The organism is Embleya sp. NBC_00896 (genome assembly GCF_045207785.1).
Taxonomy (GTDB): Bacteria; Actinomycetota; Actinomycetes; order Streptomycetales; family Streptomycetaceae; genus Embleya.
Genome location: NZ_CP108776.1, coordinates 2,285,228 through 2,304,511, shown reverse-complemented (window position 1 = coordinate 2,304,511; position 19,284 = coordinate 2,285,228). Strand labels below are relative to the sequence as shown.

The following is a 19,284-nucleotide window of genomic DNA, read 5'->3' as shown; positions in this document are numbered from 1 at the left end:
GGCCTCAAGCGCCGGCCGGGCTGAAAGGTGGCCTCAAGCGCCGGCCGGGCTGAAGGGTGGCCTCAAGCGCCGGCCGGGCTGGAGTGGGAGGTGGCTGAGGCTTCAGGCTCGGCATTGCAGGCTTGGCCTCAAACGCCGGCCGGGCTGAAAGGTGGCCTCAAGCGCCGGCCGGGCTGGGGCTGGCGGTCAGTTGCGTAGGACCGCCGGTGACAGTGCGTGTGGGATCAGGAGGGTTGGGTGGCCGGTGCCGTCGGCCGGGGTGGTCCAGATGTCGCCGCGCAGGTCGCCCGGGAGGCTGTATGCGACGTGGCCGTCGTCCAGCCATTCCGCCTGGTCGTCCAGTGTGCGGGTCTCGGCCAGGGGGGTCTCTGCGAGGGTGGTCAGGTTCAATACGTACAGGTGCCACGGGCGGTCCGCGTCCAGGCCGGGGACGCGTTTCTTGTACACGACGCGCGTCCCATCGGGGGACAGCGACGGGCACTCGGCGTTCTCCCGGATCGTGCGCAGCGTGCGCGTGGCGACGTCGCCGCGGGCCAGATAGGTGTGGCCGCCGGTTGCCACGGTCGCGTAGAACGTGTTGTCGTCGGCCGCGAACGTCACGCCCCAGATGTTGACGTCCGGTGCGCGGACCACCTCGTCGCCGCGGTGCAGGGTGTACTTCTCCAGGTTGTCGTCGAGTCGGCCGGTCCGGGTGTCCAGGATCGCGGTGCGGGTCGAGAAGTTCAGGCCCGCGTACGACTCGCCGTTCACGAACGAGGTCCACGCGGCCAGCCGCCCGCTCGGTGAGACCCGGGTCCGGGAGGGGGTGCCGGCGAGCGCGTGCCGGCTCTTCTCGCGCAGGTCGGCGTCCAGGATCACCGCGTCGTAGGTGCCCAACGCGACCTTGGCCGGTTGCAGGCATACGCCGGTGCCGCGCGCGGCGTGGAAGACCAGGCAGCTGCGCGAGGCCACCGCGCGATCGCCGGGGCGGGCGGCGTCGACCGCCGCGAGGTGGTCCCGGCCGCCGTCCGCGGCGGTGCTGCGGAACAGGATCCGGCCGGCGTGGTCGAGCCGCAACGCGGCGTAGGCGCCGTCGTGTTCGCCCTTCGCGTCGCCCGCGGCACGCAGCGTGTACACCACCGCGAGGCCGACGAGCAGGGCGGTGACCACGGCCAGGATCGTCACGCGCGCGGTGCGGGTCATGGTGTTCCCCTCTCCGGTGTGCCGCCGCGCGGCGCGCCCGGCGCGAGCCTGCCGCCGGCGAGCAGGGCGGCGGCGACGACGAGCGCGACCACGAGGCCGATCGCCGCCACGACGGTCGCGGCGTACGGGCCGTACAGCGTCCAGGCCGCGCCGAATCCGGCGGCGCCCACGGCCCGCCCGCCCGCCTGGCCGGTCTGGACGAGCGCGAGTGCCCCGCCGCGCAGCCGGGCCGGCGCCGCCGGTGCCGCGAGCGCCATCAGGACGCCGTCGGTGCACGCGTAGAACACCCCGAGCAGGGCCGGGATCGCGATGATCAGGGCGGCGTTCGACAGCGGCGTGAGCAGCACCAGGTAGCCGCCGAGCAGCGCGACGTGGCCCACCAGGAAGACCCGGCCCCGTCCGTACCTGTCGCCGGTCGTCCCGGCGGTCACGGCGAGCAGCAGGAAGACCAGGGCGGTGCCGAGCGGCAACAGCGGGAACAGGTGCGGCGACAGGTCGGTGTGCCGTTGCAGCAGGAGGTACAGCATCGCGTCGCCCACCGTGGCCGCGCCGAGCACGAGCGCGGCGACACACACGCGGGTGAAGCCCGGTACCCGAAGCACGGCCGCCGCGTCCCGCAGCCGCACCGGTTCGCGCGGGACGACCGGGCCCGTCCCGCCCCGCGTGCCCTCGCGTGCCGGGTCGCGGACGAACAGCAGCAACACCAGGACCCCGAACGCCGCGAGGCAGAAGCTCACCACGAACACCGCGTCGTACGCGTCGGCCGTCACCCACAGCACCGCGAGCGCCACCGGCGGCCCGAACAGCGCGCCCGCCGTGTCCATCGCGCGGTGCACGCCGAACGCCCGGCCCTGCCCCTCGGGCGTCGCGGCCATCGAGATCAGCGCGTCGCGCGGCGCGGTCCGCAGCCCCTTGCCCGCGCGATCGGCCGCCAGCACGCCGCCGATCGCCGACACGCCGCCCGCAGCGGGCAGCAGCAGCTTGCACCCGGCCGAGATCCCGTAGCCGACCGCGGCCACGGTCTTGTGCCGGCGGAACCGGTCCGCGACGTGCCCGCCGAGCAGTCGGGACGCGGCGGTCGCGCCGTTGTACAGGCCGTCCAGCATGCCGAACGCGAGCGGCGAGAGCCCGAGTCCCAGGACGAGGTAGACGGGGAGGACGGCGGTCACCATCTCGGCCGACACGTCGGTCACGAGCGAGACCACCCCGAGGGTGACCACCACCGGCGCCACGCGCCGCGACCGACGGGCGGACGCGGCGCCGGACTTGGTGCCGGACCCGGTGTCGGGCGCGGTGCCCGACGCGGTGTCGGTCGTCGCGTCCGACCCGGGGGTCGGTAGCGGTTCGGGCGGTGTCTTCGAGCGCGTGTCCGGTCTGCCCGACGCGAGGTCGGCGGAACGGCTGGACGAGAGATACAACCGAGACCTCCGGCAGCGAGAACGAGGACGGTACGGGCACGGGAGGGTGTGCCGAGGGCACCCGAGGGGCCGGGCCCTCGGCACACCGGTCGGCCCCGGTGGTGACGGGGTGTCAGGCGATCAGAACCAGGTCACCGACCACGGGAAGGAGACCGTCGCCTTCTTGCCGGCCCCGTCGGTCGCGGTGATCTCGGTGGTCACGTTCCCCACGCCCCAGGCCCGGCCGCCGATCGAGCACGTGAACGGGTTCAGCCACAGCCCGCCCGGGATGTTCTTGCCGCCGCACGTGTACGGCGCGGTGCCGCCGGAGACCCGCAGGGCCAGATTGACCTCCTGGTTGAATTTGGACGACTGGGCACCGGGATTCGCGATCGTCACACCGCCGGACGGCGGCGCCGTCACCGTCCAGGTGAAGGTCGCGTTCGCACTCCCGGAAGCGTTGGTCGCGGTGACCGTGACCTGGGCGACGCCGGCCGTGGTCGGCGTGCCCGTGATCCGGCAGGCCGAGGTGATCGACAGGCCGGCGGGAAGACCGGTCGCGGTACACGTCGGCGCGGGCGAACCGGACGTGGTCACGGTCAGATCGACCGCCGTCCCGGCGACGCCGGTCTGATTGCCGGGGGAGGTCACCGTGGGCGGTGTCCCCGTGCCCGGCGGCGAGACGGTCCAGGTGAACGTCGCCGGGGCCGAGGCGGCGCCCAGGCTGTCCGAGGCGGTGACGGTCACCTGCGACGCCCCCGCGGTGGTGGGCGTGCCCGAGACCGCGCATCCGCCGCCGGGGTTGGCCAGTCCGGCCGGCAGGCCCTGGAACACGCAGGTATAGGGACTCGTCCCGCCCGACACCTGCACCTGCAACGACGTCGCCTGGCCCACGGTCCCCGCACGAGACCCCGGATTCACCACCGACACCGGGGTCGGACCCGTGTCCTGCCAGACCTCGGTGATCGGCGTCGCGTTTGCGGCCTGCCCGGAGCGCCGGGTGCCGTACATGTCCTCGAACGTGCGCAGCAGGCTGTAGTGGTCCTTGCGGCCCGCGTACTGCCCGGGCTTGACGTTCGCGCCGTACAGCACGGTCGCGATCCGGTTCTCGCTGCGGAAGTTGTCCTCGTCCCAGGTGACCACGAGCAGGCTGTTGTGCGTCTTGGCCCACTCGGCGTAGCCGCTCAGCTTGTTCCGGGTCCACGTGTCGCCGGTCGAGATCCCGCAGTTCGGGTTGAACAGACGGTCGTGCATGTCGTTGCACTGGTTCGGGATCACGTAGGAGATCGTGGGGAGTTGGGCGTAGTCGGTCGGGAACTGCGCGGCCGTATAGGTGGTGTTGGCTGGCACGTTCGAGAAGGAGAGCCACGGGTTGTGCTTGCGGGCGTACGAACCGCTCGTGCACGCACCGGGGTTCCCGGCCTGCCAGTCCTCGTTGTAGCTGCCCCAGGTGGCGCCGACGTCGATCAGCTGCCTGCCGAGGTTGTCCGCGCTGTACGGCGAGCCGGGCGGCGGGCACTCGTCGCCGGTGACGCCCTGCGTGCTGCCGGAGAACATCGCCATGTAGTTCGGCTGGCTGGGGTGCGTCTCGCCGTGGAAGTCGGTGAACGACGCGCCCCCCGACGCGAGCTGGTTGATGTACGGGGCCTGCGAACTACCGATGATCTCCTCGTAGTTCGAGTTCTCGTGGACGACCACGACCACGTGGTCGAAACGCGGGATCGCGGCGGCGACCGCTGCCGATCGAGCCGGCGGACCACCGGGCGCGCCGGCCGAGGCGGGCGCGGTGACGCCGGCGATGGCGCCGAGCGCCACGCCGATCGACAACGCGACGAGTTTGGCCGATCGGGGTTTGCCCCGGTCTCTCGACCGGGACCTGGATCCGGAGTCGGGCATGACCTGGCGCCTCCTTGGGCGTGGACGAAACGAAACCGAAGCGTGGATTCTCCGGCCCGCCGAATCAACGGCCGCCGAACCCGCCGACCGCGGCCCCGCCGACCGCCGCGCCCGCCGGGTGCGACCGGCGTCGGGGGCCTGAACTGGCCATACGGAAGCGGCGTTCGCGCGGACAACCGCGGCGATTCGACCGCACTCCGACCCAGCGGTCATGTACCGATGCCCAAGCGGTGACCCGTTCGGTCATCCATGTCGGTCGGTCATCAATGCATGCCGGACCGGCATTGGACGTGAGTGAGAGCGGCCTCATCTCCTGGAAACATGAACAGACCGCACCCCACCCCCGACCCCACAAGCCGGCGGCCGGTGAGCAGACACGGCCGGTTCGGTCGCACCGGGACCGGGCTCGCCGTACGCACCACCGCCGTCGCCGCCCTCGTCACGGGACTCGCGACGGTCACCGGGATCACCCCCGCGCACGCCGTCGACCCGCCCCGCGTGCAGTGCAACCTCTCGGACGCGCGGATCGGTGAATCCAGCGGCCTCGCGCCCAGCCTTCGCCACCCCGGCATCACCTACACGATGAACGACAGCGGGAACACGGCCGACGTGTTCGCGATCGACACCGCCACCTGCCGCACCGTCGCGACCCTGCGGGTCTCGGGCGCGACCAACACCGACTGGGAGGCGATCGCGGTCGGCAGGGACGACGCCGGCAATCCGGCGATCTTCGTGGCCGACATCGGCAACAACTTCGGCAGTCGGCCCCAGGTCACGCTCTACCGCGTCGCCGAGCCCGCGACGCTCGCCGACGCCACGGTGGCGGCGACCGGCTACAGCCTCCAGTTCGCGGACGGTCAGCACGACGCCGAGACCGCGATGATCGATCCCCGCGACAACCGGCTCTACGTGGCGAGCAAGCTCTTCGGATCACCCGGCTCGCTCTACTCCGCGCCGCTGCAACTGCGCACCGACCAGGTCAACTCCCTGACCAGGGTCGGTCCCGCCCCCGACACCGCGACCGATGGCGCCTTCGCGCCGGACGGGCGCTCGTTCGCGATCCGCAACTACGGCGACATCACCGTCTACTCGGCGCCCGGACAGCAGTTGGCCAAGTTCGCCTCGCCGAGCACGACGCAGGGCGAGTCGCTGATGTACTCGGCCGACGGCAGGTCCGTACTCGTCGGCTCCGAGGGGTCGAACAGCCCGCTGTGGGTGGTCCCGTTGCCACCCGAGGCGATTCCCGGCGGCCCCACCCCGGTGTCGGTGGTCGACCCCGGTCCGCGTGCGGGGACCGTGGGGGAGCCGACCTCGTTGCAGGTGCGGGTGTCGGGCGGGACGAGTCCGTACACGTGCGTGTTCCAGGGTCTGCCGGCCGGATTGGCCAATCCGGGCGGCGAGTGCGCCGTTTCGGGCACGCCCACCGCGGCGGGATCCGCGCAGGTCACGGTCACCGCGTCGGACAGCCTGGGCGCCGCCTCCGCCCCGGCCGGCTTCACCTGGACGATCTCGCCCGCCGGGACCGGAACCCCGCCGACCGTGACGTCGCCGGGCAATCAATCCACCGTTGCCGGTTCCGCCGTCGACCTGAGCGTGGCAACGTCGGGTTCGCCCACGCCGACGTGTACCGCGTCGGGTCTGCCGGCCGGCCTGTCGATCGCCTCGACCTGCCGGATCACCGGTACGCCGACCACGGCCGGGACCGCCCAGGTCACGGTCACCGCGACCAACGCCTCGGGCAGCGCGAACGCGTCGTTCGGCTGGACCGTGACGGCGCCGCCCTCCGGCGGCGTCACGATCATCAATCCCGGTGCGCAGTCGTCCAGGTTCAACCAGGAGGTCAATCTGGTCCTGCGGGTCTCCGGCGGCGCCGCGCCGTACACGTGCGGCGGCAGGAACCTGCCCGCCGGCTTGTGGGTGAACCCGTTCACCTGCGTGATCGGCGGCCGGGCCTGGGGCGTCGGCAGCACCGACGCCGAGGTCACCGCCACCGACGGCGCCGGTAGGAAGGCGACCGTCGGGTTCCGCTGGACCGTCGCCTGGATCTGACGAACAGAGCCGAACGAACGACCGACCACGTGTCGGCGCGGTGTGCGCGGTGTACGTCGCCGCGGCACCGCGTCGGCATACCTGTCCATACCGGAACTCCATCGCCCCCAAGCGTCACCCGGAGGAACACCATGGTCAGCAACCGTCCCAGCACCCCACCGCGAAGGCCGTCCCCCGATCGAGTCGCCGACCCGGGCGGGGGCATGGATACCCCGTGACTCTCCAACAGCTGCGCTACCTCATCGCCGTCGCCGAACACGGCAGCATGACCGGTGCCGCCCAGGAACTCTTCGTCGTCCAGCCGGCCCTGTCCCGATCCCTCCAGAGCCTGGAACGCGAGTTGAACGTCACGCTGTTCACCCGGGTCGGCCGCGGCCTCGTGCTCACGGCGGCCGGGATCCAGGTGGTCAACCTGGCCCGCAAGGTGATCCGCGGGGTGCAGGGGATCCGGGACATCGTGCGCGTCGACGACTCCGCCCACACCGGGACCGTGCGGCTGGCCACGACCGCCACGCTGGCGATCGAGTTCACCAGCGGCCTGCTGCCCGGCCTGGCCAAACTGCACCCGGAACTGGCGATCGTGATCGACCGACACGACAGCAGGGAGGCCCTGTTCGCGTCGCTGCGCGCCGGCCGCGCCGACATCGCGCTCGTCGACCTGCCCGCGCCCGGTGGCTTCGAGGTGCTGCCGCTGCGGACCTACGAGGTGGTCCTGGTCTCGCCGAAGGGGGTCCGGATCCCCGACCCGGTCTCGTGGACCGAGCTGGACGGACTGCCGATGATCCTGCCCACCCGCGGCAGCGGCCGGCGGGCCGACATCGAGATGCTGTTCGCGACCGCGGGCGTGCGGCCGATCGTCGCGATGGAGACCGACGAGCGCGGCGCGTGGATCTCGTGCGTCGTGGCCGGGCACGGCTCGTTGCTGTGGTACGCCGACCTGGCCCAACCGTTCGCGGAGAGCGTGTCCGTACGGTCGATGAGCCCGCGCCTGATCCGGAGCGTCGGCCTCGTCCGCGGCCGCGTGCCGATCACCCGCGAAGTGCGCGCGCTGCTCGACTACACCCGTCGGCACGGCGTCCAGGAGTGCGAGTACGTATGAGGTCCGCGCGCCCTAGCTCCGCTCACGGTCCCGGGGGGTGAGGACAAGCCCTACGCCACGCGGACGCAGGGGGATCCGATCGCCGCGCTGAGCACGCGCGGGGCGGGCTCGCCCGCGCGGGTGTACGTGCCCACCATCGCCCGCCGAACGGCCGCGAGCGCCCGGCCCGGGGCGAGCGCGATCGTCGTGCCGCCCGCACCCAGCGGCCGGGCCTCGATCGCGCCCGCCGCCAGCGCGTTCCGGCACACGGGGGTCGGCCCGCCGGCCTGATCCCCCGTCAGGAGCCCGACCGGCTCCCCGCGTTCGGGTGCCATGTCGGCCCAACGCGGGACCGCGAGGACGAAGCGCAGGCCGCGTCGGTCGGGGTCGAACGGGACGTGCTCCAGCGCGCCCGCGTCGTCCTCGATCAGCGTGAGGTGTCCAGTCCGACAGAACAGCGCGACCGCGCCGAGCGCCGGATCCGCGAGCCGGAGCCGGGCTCGGCGCCCGCCGGCGGCCGGGTCGTGGAACGCCGCCTCGGCGAGCGCGGCCGCGCAGGACAGCGGGACCGCGGCGGACAGCCCGGTCGCGTCCGGCAGGTCGGTGTGCACGAGCAGGTCCAGGCCGACCGCACCGGTGGTGCCCGCGAGCACCGGGCGGGCCCAGGCCGGGAGCGTGCCGTGGCCGGTCGCGAGGTCGATCTCGGCGACCTCGTCCGGCCGGTTGATCGAGCCCACCCGCAGCACGCCGTCGGCGCGCGGCGCGGCGGCCACCACCACCTGCCACGACAACGGGACGGCCGTGCCGGGCCCACCGGCCGGGCCGGACAGACGCAGCACGTACGGCGCCGACCACACGCCCGCCGCCGGCCGGCCGAACGACTCGGCGAACGCGTACGGAACCAGGCGCAACACCGGTGCGGCGCCGCGCACGGCGGGCAGCGTCGCGGCGGACGGCGAAGCGGACGGCAAAGCGGGCGGCGCGGCGGGCGGCGCGGCGCTCGGCGAGGTGCTCTGCGTGGCCGGTGCGGGGCGCGACGGGTCGCGCGGCGGGCTCATCCCGGGTCCTTTCGGGCGAGGAGGCGATAGGCGTTGCTGCCGCCGCGGGCGCCGGCCGCGAGCGCGAGCAGCGACACCGCGGCGTCCAGCAGGACCGCCACGACGAAGGCCGGCACGGCGACACTCACGAGCGCGATCCGCCGGGCCCGCCGCAGCGGGGTCGGGCCGCCGGGGACCCACGGCATCGCGGGATCGGGGGCGAGCGCGGTCAGCGCCTGCGACACCGCGCCGGTGAAGTCGTTGCCCTGGTGGGCCCGACCGTGTTCGCGCGCGAGCACCGTGAACCCCCGTGCGTTCAGGGCCGCTTCCAGGTTGCGCCAGGGCATCAGGTGCTGGTGCTGGGGTTGGAACAGCGGCAGCCACAGGCCGCGCAGGACGCGGCCGTACCAGCACTGCGGGTCGGGCAGCTCGATCAGCAGCCGGCCGCCCGGCACCAGGACCTTCGCGGCGGCGTCCAGCTCGGCGAACGGATCGCGGGTGTGTTCGAGGTAGTGGTGCATGCTGACCACGTCGTAGTCGCCGGCCAGGCGGTCGGCCAGCTCGGGGAACTGGCCGCGGTGGGCGGTGCGGATCCAGCCGCGCCGCCGGGCGCCCTCGACTCCGTCGCCGAGGTCGAGCCCGTCGAAGACGGTGTCCGGGAGCAGGGTCCGGGCGACCACGCACATGTGCGCGTGTCCGGTCCCCACGTCGAGCCAGGCGCGTGGCGCGGTGCCCGGCGGCAGGTTCCTGCGCAGCAGTTCGGCGCGGCCCCGGTAGGTCCGCGACATGGTGCCGAACAGCGCCTCGGCGCCCGCGCCGCCGAGGCCGTCGTAGAAGTCGCGGTAGTAGTAGTCCAGGCCGGCGAGGGACAACCGGGGGTTCTGGAACACGTGCGCGCAGTCCCGGCAGCGTTCGAGCGTGAACCGGCCGGGTTTGCCCTGGAGATGGTCGCCGATCCGGGCCCGGACGGCGAGCCGGTCCGAGCCGCACCACGGACAGGTCGTCCGGCGGTCCTCGAAGAACGCGGCCAGGCCCTCGGCGACGTCGCGGGCGTACTCCGGGCGCAGGGCGGCCGGATCGATGGCGGCCGGGGCCCGGGCCGGCCGGGGTCCGGTGACCGCGAGGACCCAGCGCCGCACCGCCAGGACGGGCCGCAGCACGGTGGCCCGGTGCAGATCGCGGGGGCGGACGGGCCGCCGGCCGGCGACCACCGCGTACGGCTGGAACCACATCGCCAGGAACGCCAGCGCGCCCCAGAAGGGGCTGGTGACGCACGCGCCCGTGTACGCGGCGGCCTCGCCGAGCCCGCCGACCAGGTTCGGCCACACCGGCACGCCGGTGGCCTTCAACCAGCGCTTGCGTCGGGCCGGATCCGGGGGCGGCGCGACCAGGTCGGGCGCCACCGCGTGCCCGGTGCCGTCGGCGGCGAACGGCTTGAGCCGGGCGGTCAGCTCGATCAGCGCGGGCGGATCGAGCCCGGCCAGGTCGGCCGCGTGCACGCCGGCCCGGCGCAGCACGTCGTCGTGCACCAGCAGCGCGTGGCCCGCGCCGCGACCGCGCGCGAGCGGGTCCCGGCGGACCCGGTCCGGGTCCAGCCGGCCGAGCAGGGTGAGCAGTTCGTCGGTGGGCAGGTCGCCGGGGACGAGGTCCAGGACGACCAGCCGCTCGCGCTCGGCGTGCGCGACGGCGGCGCGCACGGTCGAGGCGTCCGGCCGTACGCCCGTCGCGGTCACGCACGTCCACCCGGCGATCGTGTGGTCGGTCGCCGGCGCCGCGCTCAGCGGCGGGAGCGCGCGCAGACGGCGGCGCAGGGTCCGGGTGCCGCCCGCGAGGCCGAGGCCGATCAGCAGGGCGAGCCAGGGGAACGGGCCGTCGGCGGGATTCAGCACAGCTTCTCCAGACGATCTGCGGCGGCCGCGGCACCACCGGCGGCGGCGAAGGATTCGCGCACCCGGTGCGCGCCCTCGCGCAGCTCCGGGCGGTACAGCGCGTCGGTGACGGCGGCGCGGATCTCGGGTACGTGCGCGCGGCCGAAGCGCACCCGCACCCCCGCCCCGGCGGACACCACCTGCCGGGCCACGATCGGTTGGTCGTCGCGGATCGGCGCGAGCACCAGCGGGAGGCCGAACGCGAGCGCCTCGCACACCGTGTTGTGCCCGCCGTGCGTGACCACCGCGTCCAGGTGCGGGAGCAGCGCGAGCTGGGGCACGAACTCGCGGACCAGGACGTGCTCGGCGGCTTCGCCGGCGAGCCGCTCCGGAGCCGCGAGGATGACCTGGACCCGGTCGGCGAGCGGGCGGGTGGCCTCGACGACGGCCGGGTAGAACCGGGTGCCCGCGTCCCGGTTGAGGGTGCCGAGCGAGACCAGGACCCGTCGCCGGCCCGCGTCGAGCCGTCCCCACGGGAAGTCCACCGGGGCCGGACGCGGCCCGAACGCCGGTCCCACGTAGCAGTGGTGTGCGGGCGCGGCGTCGACCAGCCCGACCAGTTCGGGGGTCGAGAAGACCAGCACGAGCCGCGCGGAGAAGCGCGGATCGCAGTCGGCCGGCACCCCGGCCGCGACCGCGGCGGCGGCGATCCGGTCCCGCACCCACGTCTCGACCTTGGGGAAGCCCACCAGCGGCCGGGTGAACTCGGCCGACGTGGTCGCCGAGGTCGCCCACGGCACCCCCGCCCGCACCGCGGCGAACGCGCCCGCGAACGTCTGCTGGTCGACCACGATCACGTCCGGTCGGTAGGCCGCGACGGCCGCGTTCACGCCCGGAAGCATCGCGTGCGCGAGCGGCACCAGGGTCTCCTCGACCAGGAAGCGCAGCGCGGCCACCCCGCGCAGTCGCTGCCAGCTCGCGTGCAGCTCGGCGTAGCCGCCGTTCGCTTCCGGCGCGTCCCCGGTGGCGAACAGCCGGGCCCCGAGCGGCAGCAGGTCCAGGATCTCGGGCGGCCCGCACCACACCGCCTCGTGGCCGCGCTCGGTGAGCGCGGCGGCGACCGCGATCGTGGGGTTCACGTGGCCGGTGAACGGCGGGACGACGAACATGAACCTCATGCGCCGGCCTCGCGTCGGTAGGGCCCGGGGAACGCCCGATCGTGTCGGGGCAGCCACTCCAGCAGCGCGGTCAGCACGCTGTCGGTGGCCTCGCGCAGCACGGTGTGCGCGACGCCGGGCAGGACGGTGAGCGTGCAGTCGGGCAGGAGGTTCGCCAACCGCCGTGCGGGTTCCGCGAGTTCGGAGAGCTCGCCGTAGAGCGCGAGGACCGGGCACGCGATGTCGGCCAACTCTTCCGGCTCCGGCGCGTGGACCAGGGTGACGTCCTCGATCAGCGTGGTGCCGTTCAGGAGCGCGTCGGCGCGGGCCCGCAGGCGCGCGGTCTTGCGCGCGGGACCGGTGGGGATCCGGCCGGACCCGCGATGCGACTCCAGGCCCAGGGCCGCGAGATTGAGCGTGTTGGCCATCTCCTCGACCCAGCCGCCGGCGTAGGGGCCGTCGACGGGCGGGGTGTCCAGGCACTGGCCCTCGATCAGCACCAGGCTCGCGACCAGGTCGGGCCGGGTCCGGGCGGCGTGCAGGGCGACCAGGCCGCCGAAGCTGTTGCCGACCAGGTGCACCGGCGTCGCCACCTCGCCCGCCTTGAGCAGCGCGGCCAGGTCGGCGACCGCGGTGTCCGGGTCGTACCCGGTCTGCGGGCGCTCGGTGCGGCCGTGCCCGCGCTGGTCGTAGAGCACGACGTCCGAACCGGCCCGCGCGATCGGCGCCGCGAGCGTGTAGTAGAAGCTGGAGAGGTTGTCGAGCACGAGCCCGTGCAGGAACACCACCGGGGTGCCGAGCATCGGCCGCCCCGCGGGCGGGCGCAGCCGCTGTACGTGAAAGCGCAGCCCGTTCGCGAGGATGTCGCTCACAGCGCACCCCCGACGGCCTCGGCGCGCGTGCACGTCGCGATGTGGTCGACGAGCCGGCCCACGGTCATCGCCATGATCTCCTCGATCTCCAGGCCCGCGAGGAACCCGATGAAGTCGACCCGATCCCCGTAGCGCTCCTGCAGTCGGCCGGCGAGCGCGACGAACTCGATGCTCTCCAGCGCCAGATCGTCGTCGAAGCCGCTGTCCGGGGTGATTTCGGCGGCGATCAGGATCTCGTCGCCGACGATCTCCGCGAGCATGTCGGCGACCTCGGCCAGGATCCGGTCGGCGTGTGGGTCCGCGCTCATCGAGTGCTCCCATGTGAGGTGGTGTCGGAACCGGCGGTGGTGCTCCCGTGCGGGTCTGTGCCGTCGCTCGTCCAGGCGACGACGTAGCGGTCGATTCGCGTGCCGTCCGGTGCCGGGTCCGCCACGACGCGGGTGCGGACCACGTACGCCGATCCGCCCGGCGCGCGCGACGCGACGTGCAGCTCGGCCTCGTCCGGCCCCTCGGCGGCGACGAAGACCACGACCCGATCCAGCGGTCGGCCCGCGAGCCCCGTGCCGTCCGCCTTGCCGACCGCCTCCTTCGCGCACCAGAAGCGCAGCACCCACAGATGGCGCGGTTCGGTGTCCGGGCCCGCGAGCGTGTCCAGGAGCCGGCGTTCGTCGCCGGTCAGCGAGGTGCGCTCCAGCGCGGACGTGTCCGTCGCCGGATCCACGAACTCGATGTCGATGCCCGTCGGCCGATCGCTCGCCGAGGCCACCCCGAGCCGGTGGCTGTGCGCGACCGACACGTGTGGAGGCACCGGCGCGCGCGCGTCGGGTTCGGCGATCACGTGCGCGAGCGGGCGGCCCGCGCGGTCGTGGGTGATCCGCACCTGCGCCGGATACAGCGGGCCGTGCCCGCGCGCCCACAGGTGTTCTCGGACCGCGTCCTTGACCACGACCCGCCCCAGCAGCCAACTCCGGCGGGCACGCGGGGCCTTGCCGGCGAAGTCGGCGCGCTCGGCGGCGTCGAGGTAGCGGCGCATCACCAGGTCCTGCGACGCGGGGTCGGGCCAGCGGGTGCGCAGCAGGCACCAGCCCTCGGGCTGCGGTTCGCCGATCCCGGTCGTGTGCGGGGTGAACTTCATCGGCCACACCCGCTCGTCGGCCGCGAACCTGCGGTACACCCAGCCCTCGACCCGGATCCGCACCGCGCCGGTGTCCAGGTCCACCAACTCGACGTCGCCGCGGACGGCGGTCGGGCCCACGTCGCGGATCCGCGCGGTGGTCAGCAGCCGCGACCCCGGCTCGGGGTGCGACCCGTACACGTGGATCGCGTCCACCGACATCGGGAACACCAGCCGGTCCGTGGTCAGCCGCAGCTGCATCCAGTGGCCGAGCAGTTGACCGGCCGCGTCCAGCAGCGCCCCCGGCGCGGGCAGCGCGCGCAGGATGCCGCGGATGCCGTCGTCGGCGACCGTGAGCACCTGATCGACCCCCGCGAAGCCGGGGCCGTGGAACATCCACCGGTCCCGGTACAGCGCCTGCGCCGGCACCGGCGCCGGCCCCTCCGCGGTGAGCGGCGTGCGGTCGGGCGCCGGGGCCGGGCCCGGCGCGTGCTCGTCCGCGAGCCGCACCACGGCCGACATGTACGCGCCGAACTCGATCCGGATCCGATCCGGATCCAGCGGCGTGCGGACCAGTTCGGTGCTCGTGGCCGGCGCGGCCGGCAGCCAGCGCAGCGACCGCACGTCCGTGTAGCCGGCCACCACGCGCCCCGGTCCGGCCGCCGCGAGCGCCTCGTCGCCCGCGAGCGCGACCAGCGTGGTCATCGGCAGCACGGGGAAACGATCCGCGTCGTCCGGCCACCAATCGGGTTGCTCGTAGACGCAGTGGTCGCGGACATAGGGGTGCTCGGCCGCGGAGAACTCGTACGGCCGACGCTCCTCGGCGGTGGACGGGGCCGGCCCGGCCGCCTGTCGGGGGGCGCGCCGGAGGCCGGCGACCGCGGTCGCCGACACCTCGGCCTCGGCGAGCGACGCCCGGAAGGCGGCGAGCACCGGGTCCTCGCCGGCGGCGACCGGCGGGCGCGGCGGGGCCGCGAGCCGCAACGGCCCGGCGGCCGCGGCGAGGCCGACCACCGGCGACCCCAGATCCAGCCGCACGGCCGGTCCGCGCCCGACCGAGGGTGTCGGCGCGGGCGCGTCCAGGGCGCCCGGGTCGATCGGCGCGCCCTCGACCCACAGCGCCGCCGCGGCCCGCCGGAACCCGGCCAGCCCCGGGCGCAGCGTCGAGTGCGCGGCCACCGCCAACGCGTCGCACCCGCGCAGCGTGTCGTGCACGAAGCCCACCAGGCTGCCCGCCCCCGGCTGGACGAAGACCCGCACGCCGCTCGCGTACAGCTCCTCCACCAGCTCCCGGAAGCGAACCGGCTCCAGGAGATGACGGATGGTCAGGGCCCGTACCGCGCCCGCGTCGTCGGGATACGGCGCGACGCTGGTCGCCGACCACACCGGCAGCCGGGGAGCGCCGAGCGGGAGCCGCTCGAACGCGGCCCGGACCTGGCCGAGATAGGGCTCCCACATCGGGGTGTGGAACCCGGACCGGAACGGCAGCTCGCCGCCGACGACACAGTCGCGCCGCAGCTCGTCCAGCACCGCGGCGACCGCGTCGCGCGGCCCGCACAGCACGCTCTGGTTCGGGCAGTTGTCGTGCGAGACCACGACCGGACCGGCGCCCACGTGCCGCTCGGCGACCTCGACCCCGCAGCCGACCGCCGCGTACACCAGGTCGGGGACCTTGAGCGAGTCCGGGCGCAGCGAGCCCAGGAACACGTCGATCGCTTCGCGCGGGTACATCCCCGACGCGACCATCGCGGTCCACTCGCCCATGCTGTGTCCGGCGAGCAGATCCGGCACCACGCCGACCCGCTCCAGCGCGGACGCCAGGTAGCGGCCCGCCGTCAGCGCGTCCACGGCTCGGCCGACCAGGTCCTCGGCGCCGGTGATGTCCGGCCGGGCGTGGCCGAACAGGTCGGCCAGGTCGTCCGCGCGCGGCTGCGGATCCGGCTCCAGGCCGGGGAACAGGAACGCGACCCGGCCCGGCGCCGGCGCGTGCGGGCCGAGCAGCGGTCGCGGCGTGAACCAGATCTCCGCCCGGCCGCGCCACGGCACGCCGCGCTCGACCGCGCGCGCGGCCAGCGCGAGCCGCTTCGGGGTCGGATCGGCGACCGCGAGCCGGCACGGTCCGGCCGAGCCGCCCGGGGCGCCGTGCCCGGCCGCGACCGCCGCGAGCGCCCGGGCGAGTTCGTCCGGGGTGTCGGCGGCCAGCGTCAGCACGTCGCTCGCCGAGGGCCGTCGGCGGCCGACCGGCAGCGCCACCGCCCGGCCCGCGGGCGGCTGTTCGAGCACGGCGTGCGCGTTGACGCCGCCGAAGCCGAACGCGTCCACCGCCGCGAGCCGACTGCCCGCGGGGTTGACCGGCCAGTCCTCGGCCCGATCCTGCGGGCGCATCCGGGTGCCCGCGAACGCCGGGTGCGGGTCGGCCACGTGCAGCGTCGGCGGCAGCGTGCGGTGGTGCAGCGCGAGTGCGGCCTTGATCAGGCCGGCCATCCCGGACGCCTGCATCGCGTGCCCGATGTTGGACTTGACCGTGCCCAGCGCGACATCGGCCGGGCGGTCGCCCTGGCGGGGCCCGAACACCTTGCCCAGCGTGGTCAGTTCGGCCTCGTCGCCGACCGGTGTGCCGGTGCCGTGCGCCTCCAGCAGGCCGAGCAGACCGGGCGTGGTGGGATCCAGGCCCGCCGCGCGCCACGCCTGTTCCAGCGCGCGGACCTGGCCGTCGACCAGCGGACTCATCAGGCTCGCCGCCCGGCCGTCGCTGGAGACGCCCACGGCGCGCACGACGGCGTAGATCCGGTCGCCGTCCCGCTCGGCGTCGGCGAACCGCTTGAGCAGCACCGCGCCGGTGCCCTCGGAGATCAGCGTGCCGTCCGCGCCGCGGTCGAACGGGCGGATCCGCTCGCTCGGGCTGAGCGCGCGCAGCTGGGTGAACACGCTCCACAGCGTCGCGATGTGGCAGTGATGCACGGAGCCCGCGATCACCGCGTCGCAGCGCCCGGAGCGCAGCTCGGCGGCGGCCTGGTCGAGCGCGAGCAGGGAGGTCGCGCACGCCGCGTCGACGGTGTACGAGGGCCCGCCCAGGTCCAGCCGGTTGGCGATCCGGGACGCGGTGAAGCTGGGCACCAGGCCGATCGACGCCTCGGGTCGCTCGGGGCCGAGCGAGGCCTGGAACGCCTCGCGGATCGCGGTCAGCCGGGCGCGGTCCAGGTCCGGGGCCAACTCGCCGAGGATGTGCACGAGTTGATGCGCGGTGCGCACCCGCTGGTCGAGCCGCGCGGTGGCCACGCCCATGTACCCGCCGCGCCCGAACACGACGCCGATCCGCGAGCGGTCCGGCAGCCGTGCCTCGCCGCCCGCGTCGGCGATCGCCTCGGCGCTGGTGCGCAGCGCCAGCAGCTGATCGGGTTCGGCGCCCGCGACCACCGCGGGCATGATGCCGAACCGCACCGGGTCGAACGTGGCGAGCTCGTCCACGAACCCGCCCCGCCGGCAGTAGAACCGGTCGCTGCGGGCCGGTTCGCCGGCCGTGCCGGGCGCGTAGTAGAGCGCCGGATCCCACCGGTTCGGCGGCACGTCCGTGATCGCGTCGGTGCCGGACTCGATCAGCCGCCAGAAGGCCGCCGTGTCGACCGCGCCGGGAAAGACCGCGCCGATCCCGACGATCGCGGCGTCGTCGGGGCGCGGGCCGAAATCGCGCCCGCCGCCCGCCGGGCCGGTCACGCGGGCACCGACCCGGTCGTGGGCACACACGCGTACACGGCCTGTCGGGCCCGGCCGGACGCGAGTTCGGCGAGCAACGCGTCCACCCCGTGTCCGGGATCGATCAGCGCGACGCCGCGCCGCGCGTACTCGCGTTCCAACTCCGGTGTCACCATCCCGCCGCCGGTCGCCGCCCACGGGCCCCAGTCGATCGTCACGACCCGCTCCGCGACCGGCGCCGGCGCGGCGCCCGACTCGTCCGACCAGTGCCGTGCGAGCGTCGCGAGGGCGTCGTTCGCGGCGGCGTAGTCGGTCTGCCCCCGGTTGCCGTAGACGCCCGCGACGCTGCCGAACATGGCCAGGAAGGCCGGCGGCGCCAGGGTGGGGCGCAGCGCCCGCAGGCCCGCCACCAAGGCCCGGGCGCCGTCCACCTTGGTGACGAACACGCGCCGGAAGGACTCCGGCGACTTGTCCACCAGGAGCCGGTCCTCCAGGACGCCCGCGCCGTGCACGATCCCGTCCAGCCGACCGTGCCGATCCGCGATGTCCGCGAGCACCCGGCGGACCGCGTCGGCGTCCGCGACATCCGCCGCGTGCAGCCGTACGGAGGCCGCGTGTTCGGCCACGGCGGCCAGCGTCGCGCGGACCTGACGGCGGCCGAGCAGCCTGGTCACCTCGGCCTCGATCCGGGCCGGCTCGCGCAGCCCGGTCGCCACCAGGGCGGCCCGCAGCGCGGGGGCGTCGGGGGCGTGCGCGGTCGCGGCGGGCTCCGGCTCGCCGTCGTCGCCGGTGCGGCCGAGCAGTGCGATGTGGCAGCCGGTGGCCCGGGCCAGGCCGAGCGCGGCCAGCGCGGTGATCCCGCGCGCGCCGCCGGTCAGTAGGACCACCGCGTCCGGACCGAGCCGGCCGCGCAGGATGGTGTCGCGGTCGGCGGGCGTGAGTTCGGGCAGGGGTTCCGGGTAGGCCCGCAGGGTCAGCCGCTGCCCGGCGGGCACGCCCACCACGACCGGCGCGTCCGGCTCCGAGCCGCCTCGGGAGCGACACAGCTCGGCCAGGAGGCGGCGCGCGATCAGGTCGGGTTCCTCCTTGGGATCCACGTCGACCACGCGCACGACGCGGTCGGGGTATTCGAGCGCGGCGGCGCGGGCGAACCCGGCGAGTCCGGCGCCGGGCACCGGATCGGGGCCCGCGGGGGCCGCCGCCCGGCCGAAGTGGCCGCCCCCGGCGGTACCGAGGAACACCTGCCGGACGCCGTCCACGAGCGCGGCCCGCAACAGCGGGAACGCGGCCGGCAGGACCGGGTCCTGGCCGTCGCCGAGCGCCGCGAGGTGGACGAGCGTGTCGGTGCCCGCCAACACGCCGGCGGTGTCGTCCGCCGACGCGGCCCGATCCCGGGTGCGCGACTCGACCGTGGCGCCGTGCGCTTCGAGCAGCTCGGTCAGCGCCCAGGCGACCCCGCCGCCGCCGTCCTCGACCACCAGGACCCGGCGACCACGCAGCGCCGCACCGGTCGGTGGGTCCGCGACGTCGCCCGCCGGCTGATCGTCCAGCGGCGCGCACTCGACGACGTGCCGGGTGGGACGCTCGGCGATCGGCGCCGCGGGCTCGACGGGTCCGCTCACCGGCGGAGGCGGCGGAGGCGCCGTGGGCGGCGCGGGAGACGAGGGAGACGTGCCAGGTGCGGCGGTTCCGACCGGCTCGGGCGGCCGTACCGCGTCGGTCGTGAACGCCAGCACGTCGGCCACGATCCCGTCGAGCGTCTTCACCTTGGCGAGCCGCTCGACCACCGCCTCGTCGACCGCGCCGGCCGTGCCCGGCAGCCGCAGCCGCAGCGCCAGTTCGCCGATGATCTCGGTGCGCTTGATCGAGTCGATGGACAGATCCGCCTCCAGGTCCAGGGTCGGATCGAGCATGTCCCGGGGGTAGCCGGTCCTGGTGCCG

At 74.8% G+C, this 19,284-nt stretch carries 12 protein-coding genes; 2 read left to right on the top strand and 10 right to left on the bottom strand.

The features are described from left to right. Positions 1–186: 186 nt before the first annotated feature. From OG928_RS10260 to OG928_RS10250, 3 genes are all read right to left on the bottom strand, one after another. Positions 187–1,182 carry a TolB family protein gene (locus tag OG928_RS10260; RefSeq protein ID WP_406281996.1) on the bottom strand — a complete coding sequence of 332 codons (996 nt, stop codon included), beginning with the start codon at positions 1,180–1,182 and terminating at the stop codon, positions 187–189. Then, positions 1,179–2,600, bottom strand: coding sequence for an MFS transporter (locus OG928_RS10255; protein WP_406281993.1), 1,422 nt, complete (start codon positions 2,598–2,600; stop codon positions 1,179–1,181). Before OG928_RS10255 ends, OG928_RS10260 begins: the two co-directional genes overlap by 4 nt. 120 nt (positions 2,601–2,720) lie before the next feature. Next, on the bottom strand, positions 2,721–4,475 hold the full coding sequence (locus OG928_RS10250; protein WP_406281990.1) for an alkaline phosphatase family protein: 1,755 nt from the start codon (positions 4,473–4,475) through the stop codon (positions 2,721–2,723). 321 nt (positions 4,476–4,796) lie between these two features. On the opposite strand from OG928_RS10250, the gene OG928_RS10245 reads away from it, so the two are divergent. Continuing rightward, the gene (locus tag OG928_RS10245; RefSeq protein WP_406281987.1) at positions 4,797–6,524 is read left to right on the top strand and encodes a putative Ig domain-containing protein; all 1,728 of its coding nucleotides are present in this window, start codon (positions 4,797–4,799) and stop codon (positions 6,522–6,524) included. A gap of 214 nt (positions 6,525–6,738) precedes the next feature. Continuing rightward, positions 6,739–7,623, top strand: coding sequence for a LysR substrate-binding domain-containing protein (locus tag OG928_RS10240; protein WP_406281985.1), 885 nt, complete (start codon positions 6,739–6,741; stop codon positions 7,621–7,623). A gap of 50 nt (positions 7,624–7,673) precedes the next feature. Here the strand turns inward: OG928_RS10240 and OG928_RS10235 are convergent, their stop codons facing one another. From OG928_RS10235 to OG928_RS10205, 7 genes are read right to left on the bottom strand one after another with little or no spacing between them, the layout of a single operon-like run. Beyond that, the gene (locus OG928_RS10235) at positions 7,674–8,660 is read right to left on the bottom strand and encodes a hypothetical protein (RefSeq protein WP_406281982.1); all 987 of its coding nucleotides are present in this window, start codon (positions 8,658–8,660) and stop codon (positions 7,674–7,676) included. Continuing rightward, the gene (locus tag OG928_RS10230; protein WP_406281980.1) at positions 8,657–10,528 is read right to left on the bottom strand and encodes a class I SAM-dependent methyltransferase; all 1,872 of its coding nucleotides are present in this window, start codon (positions 10,526–10,528) and stop codon (positions 8,657–8,659) included. The genes OG928_RS10235 and OG928_RS10230 overlap by 4 nt, the downstream gene beginning before the upstream one ends. Continuing rightward, a complete protein-coding gene (locus OG928_RS10225; protein ID WP_406281977.1) occupies positions 10,522–11,685 on the bottom strand; it encodes a glycosyltransferase in 1,164 nt (387 codons plus the stop codon). Before OG928_RS10225 ends, OG928_RS10230 begins: the two co-directional genes overlap by 7 nt. Next, positions 11,682–12,536, bottom strand: coding sequence for an alpha/beta fold hydrolase (locus tag OG928_RS10220; RefSeq protein WP_406281974.1), 855 nt, complete (start codon positions 12,534–12,536; stop codon positions 11,682–11,684). Before OG928_RS10220 ends, OG928_RS10225 begins: the two co-directional genes overlap by 4 nt. Continuing rightward, complete coding sequence (locus tag OG928_RS10215; protein WP_406281971.1) at positions 12,533–12,844, bottom strand: acyl carrier protein; 312 nt, start codon at positions 12,842–12,844, stop codon at positions 12,533–12,535. Before OG928_RS10215 ends, OG928_RS10220 begins: the two co-directional genes overlap by 4 nt. Further along, on the bottom strand, positions 12,841–17,364 hold the full coding sequence (locus tag OG928_RS10210) for a beta-ketoacyl synthase N-terminal-like domain-containing protein (protein WP_406281968.1): 4,524 nt from the start codon (positions 17,362–17,364) through the stop codon (positions 12,841–12,843). The genes OG928_RS10215 and OG928_RS10210 overlap by 4 nt, the downstream gene beginning before the upstream one ends. After that, the gene (locus OG928_RS10205) at positions 17,361–19,256 is read right to left on the bottom strand and encodes an SDR family NAD(P)-dependent oxidoreductase (RefSeq protein WP_406290882.1); all 1,896 of its coding nucleotides are present in this window, start codon (positions 19,254–19,256) and stop codon (positions 17,361–17,363) included. The genes OG928_RS10210 and OG928_RS10205 overlap by 4 nt, the downstream gene beginning before the upstream one ends. Between the last annotated feature and the right edge of the window lie 28 nt (positions 19,257–19,284).

Excerpts from the sequence above, each read along its gene's own strand:
- OG928_RS10205 (WP_406290882.1), bottom strand. The coding sequence starts at position 19,256 with ATGCTCGATCCGACCCTGGACCTGGAGGCGGATCTGTCCATCGACTCG.
- OG928_RS10225 (WP_406281977.1), bottom strand. The coding sequence starts at position 11,685 with ATGAGGTTCATGTTCGTCGTCCCGCCGTTCACCGGCCACGTGAACCCC.
- OG928_RS10260 (WP_406281996.1), bottom strand. The coding sequence starts at position 1,182 with ATGACCCGCACCGCGCGCGTGACGATCCTGGCCGTGGTCACCGCCCTG.
- OG928_RS10245 (WP_406281987.1), top strand. The coding sequence starts at position 4,797 with ATGAACAGACCGCACCCCACCCCCGACCCCACAAGCCGGCGGCCGGTG.
- OG928_RS10235 (WP_406281982.1), bottom strand. The coding sequence starts at position 8,660 with ATGAGCCCGCCGCGCGACCCGTCGCGCCCCGCACCGGCCACGCAGAGC.
- OG928_RS10215 (WP_406281971.1), bottom strand. The coding sequence starts at position 12,844 with ATGAGCGCGGACCCACACGCCGACCGGATCCTGGCCGAGGTCGCCGAC.
- OG928_RS10250 (WP_406281990.1), bottom strand. The coding sequence starts at position 4,475 with ATGCCCGACTCCGGATCCAGGTCCCGGTCGAGAGACCGGGGCAAACCC.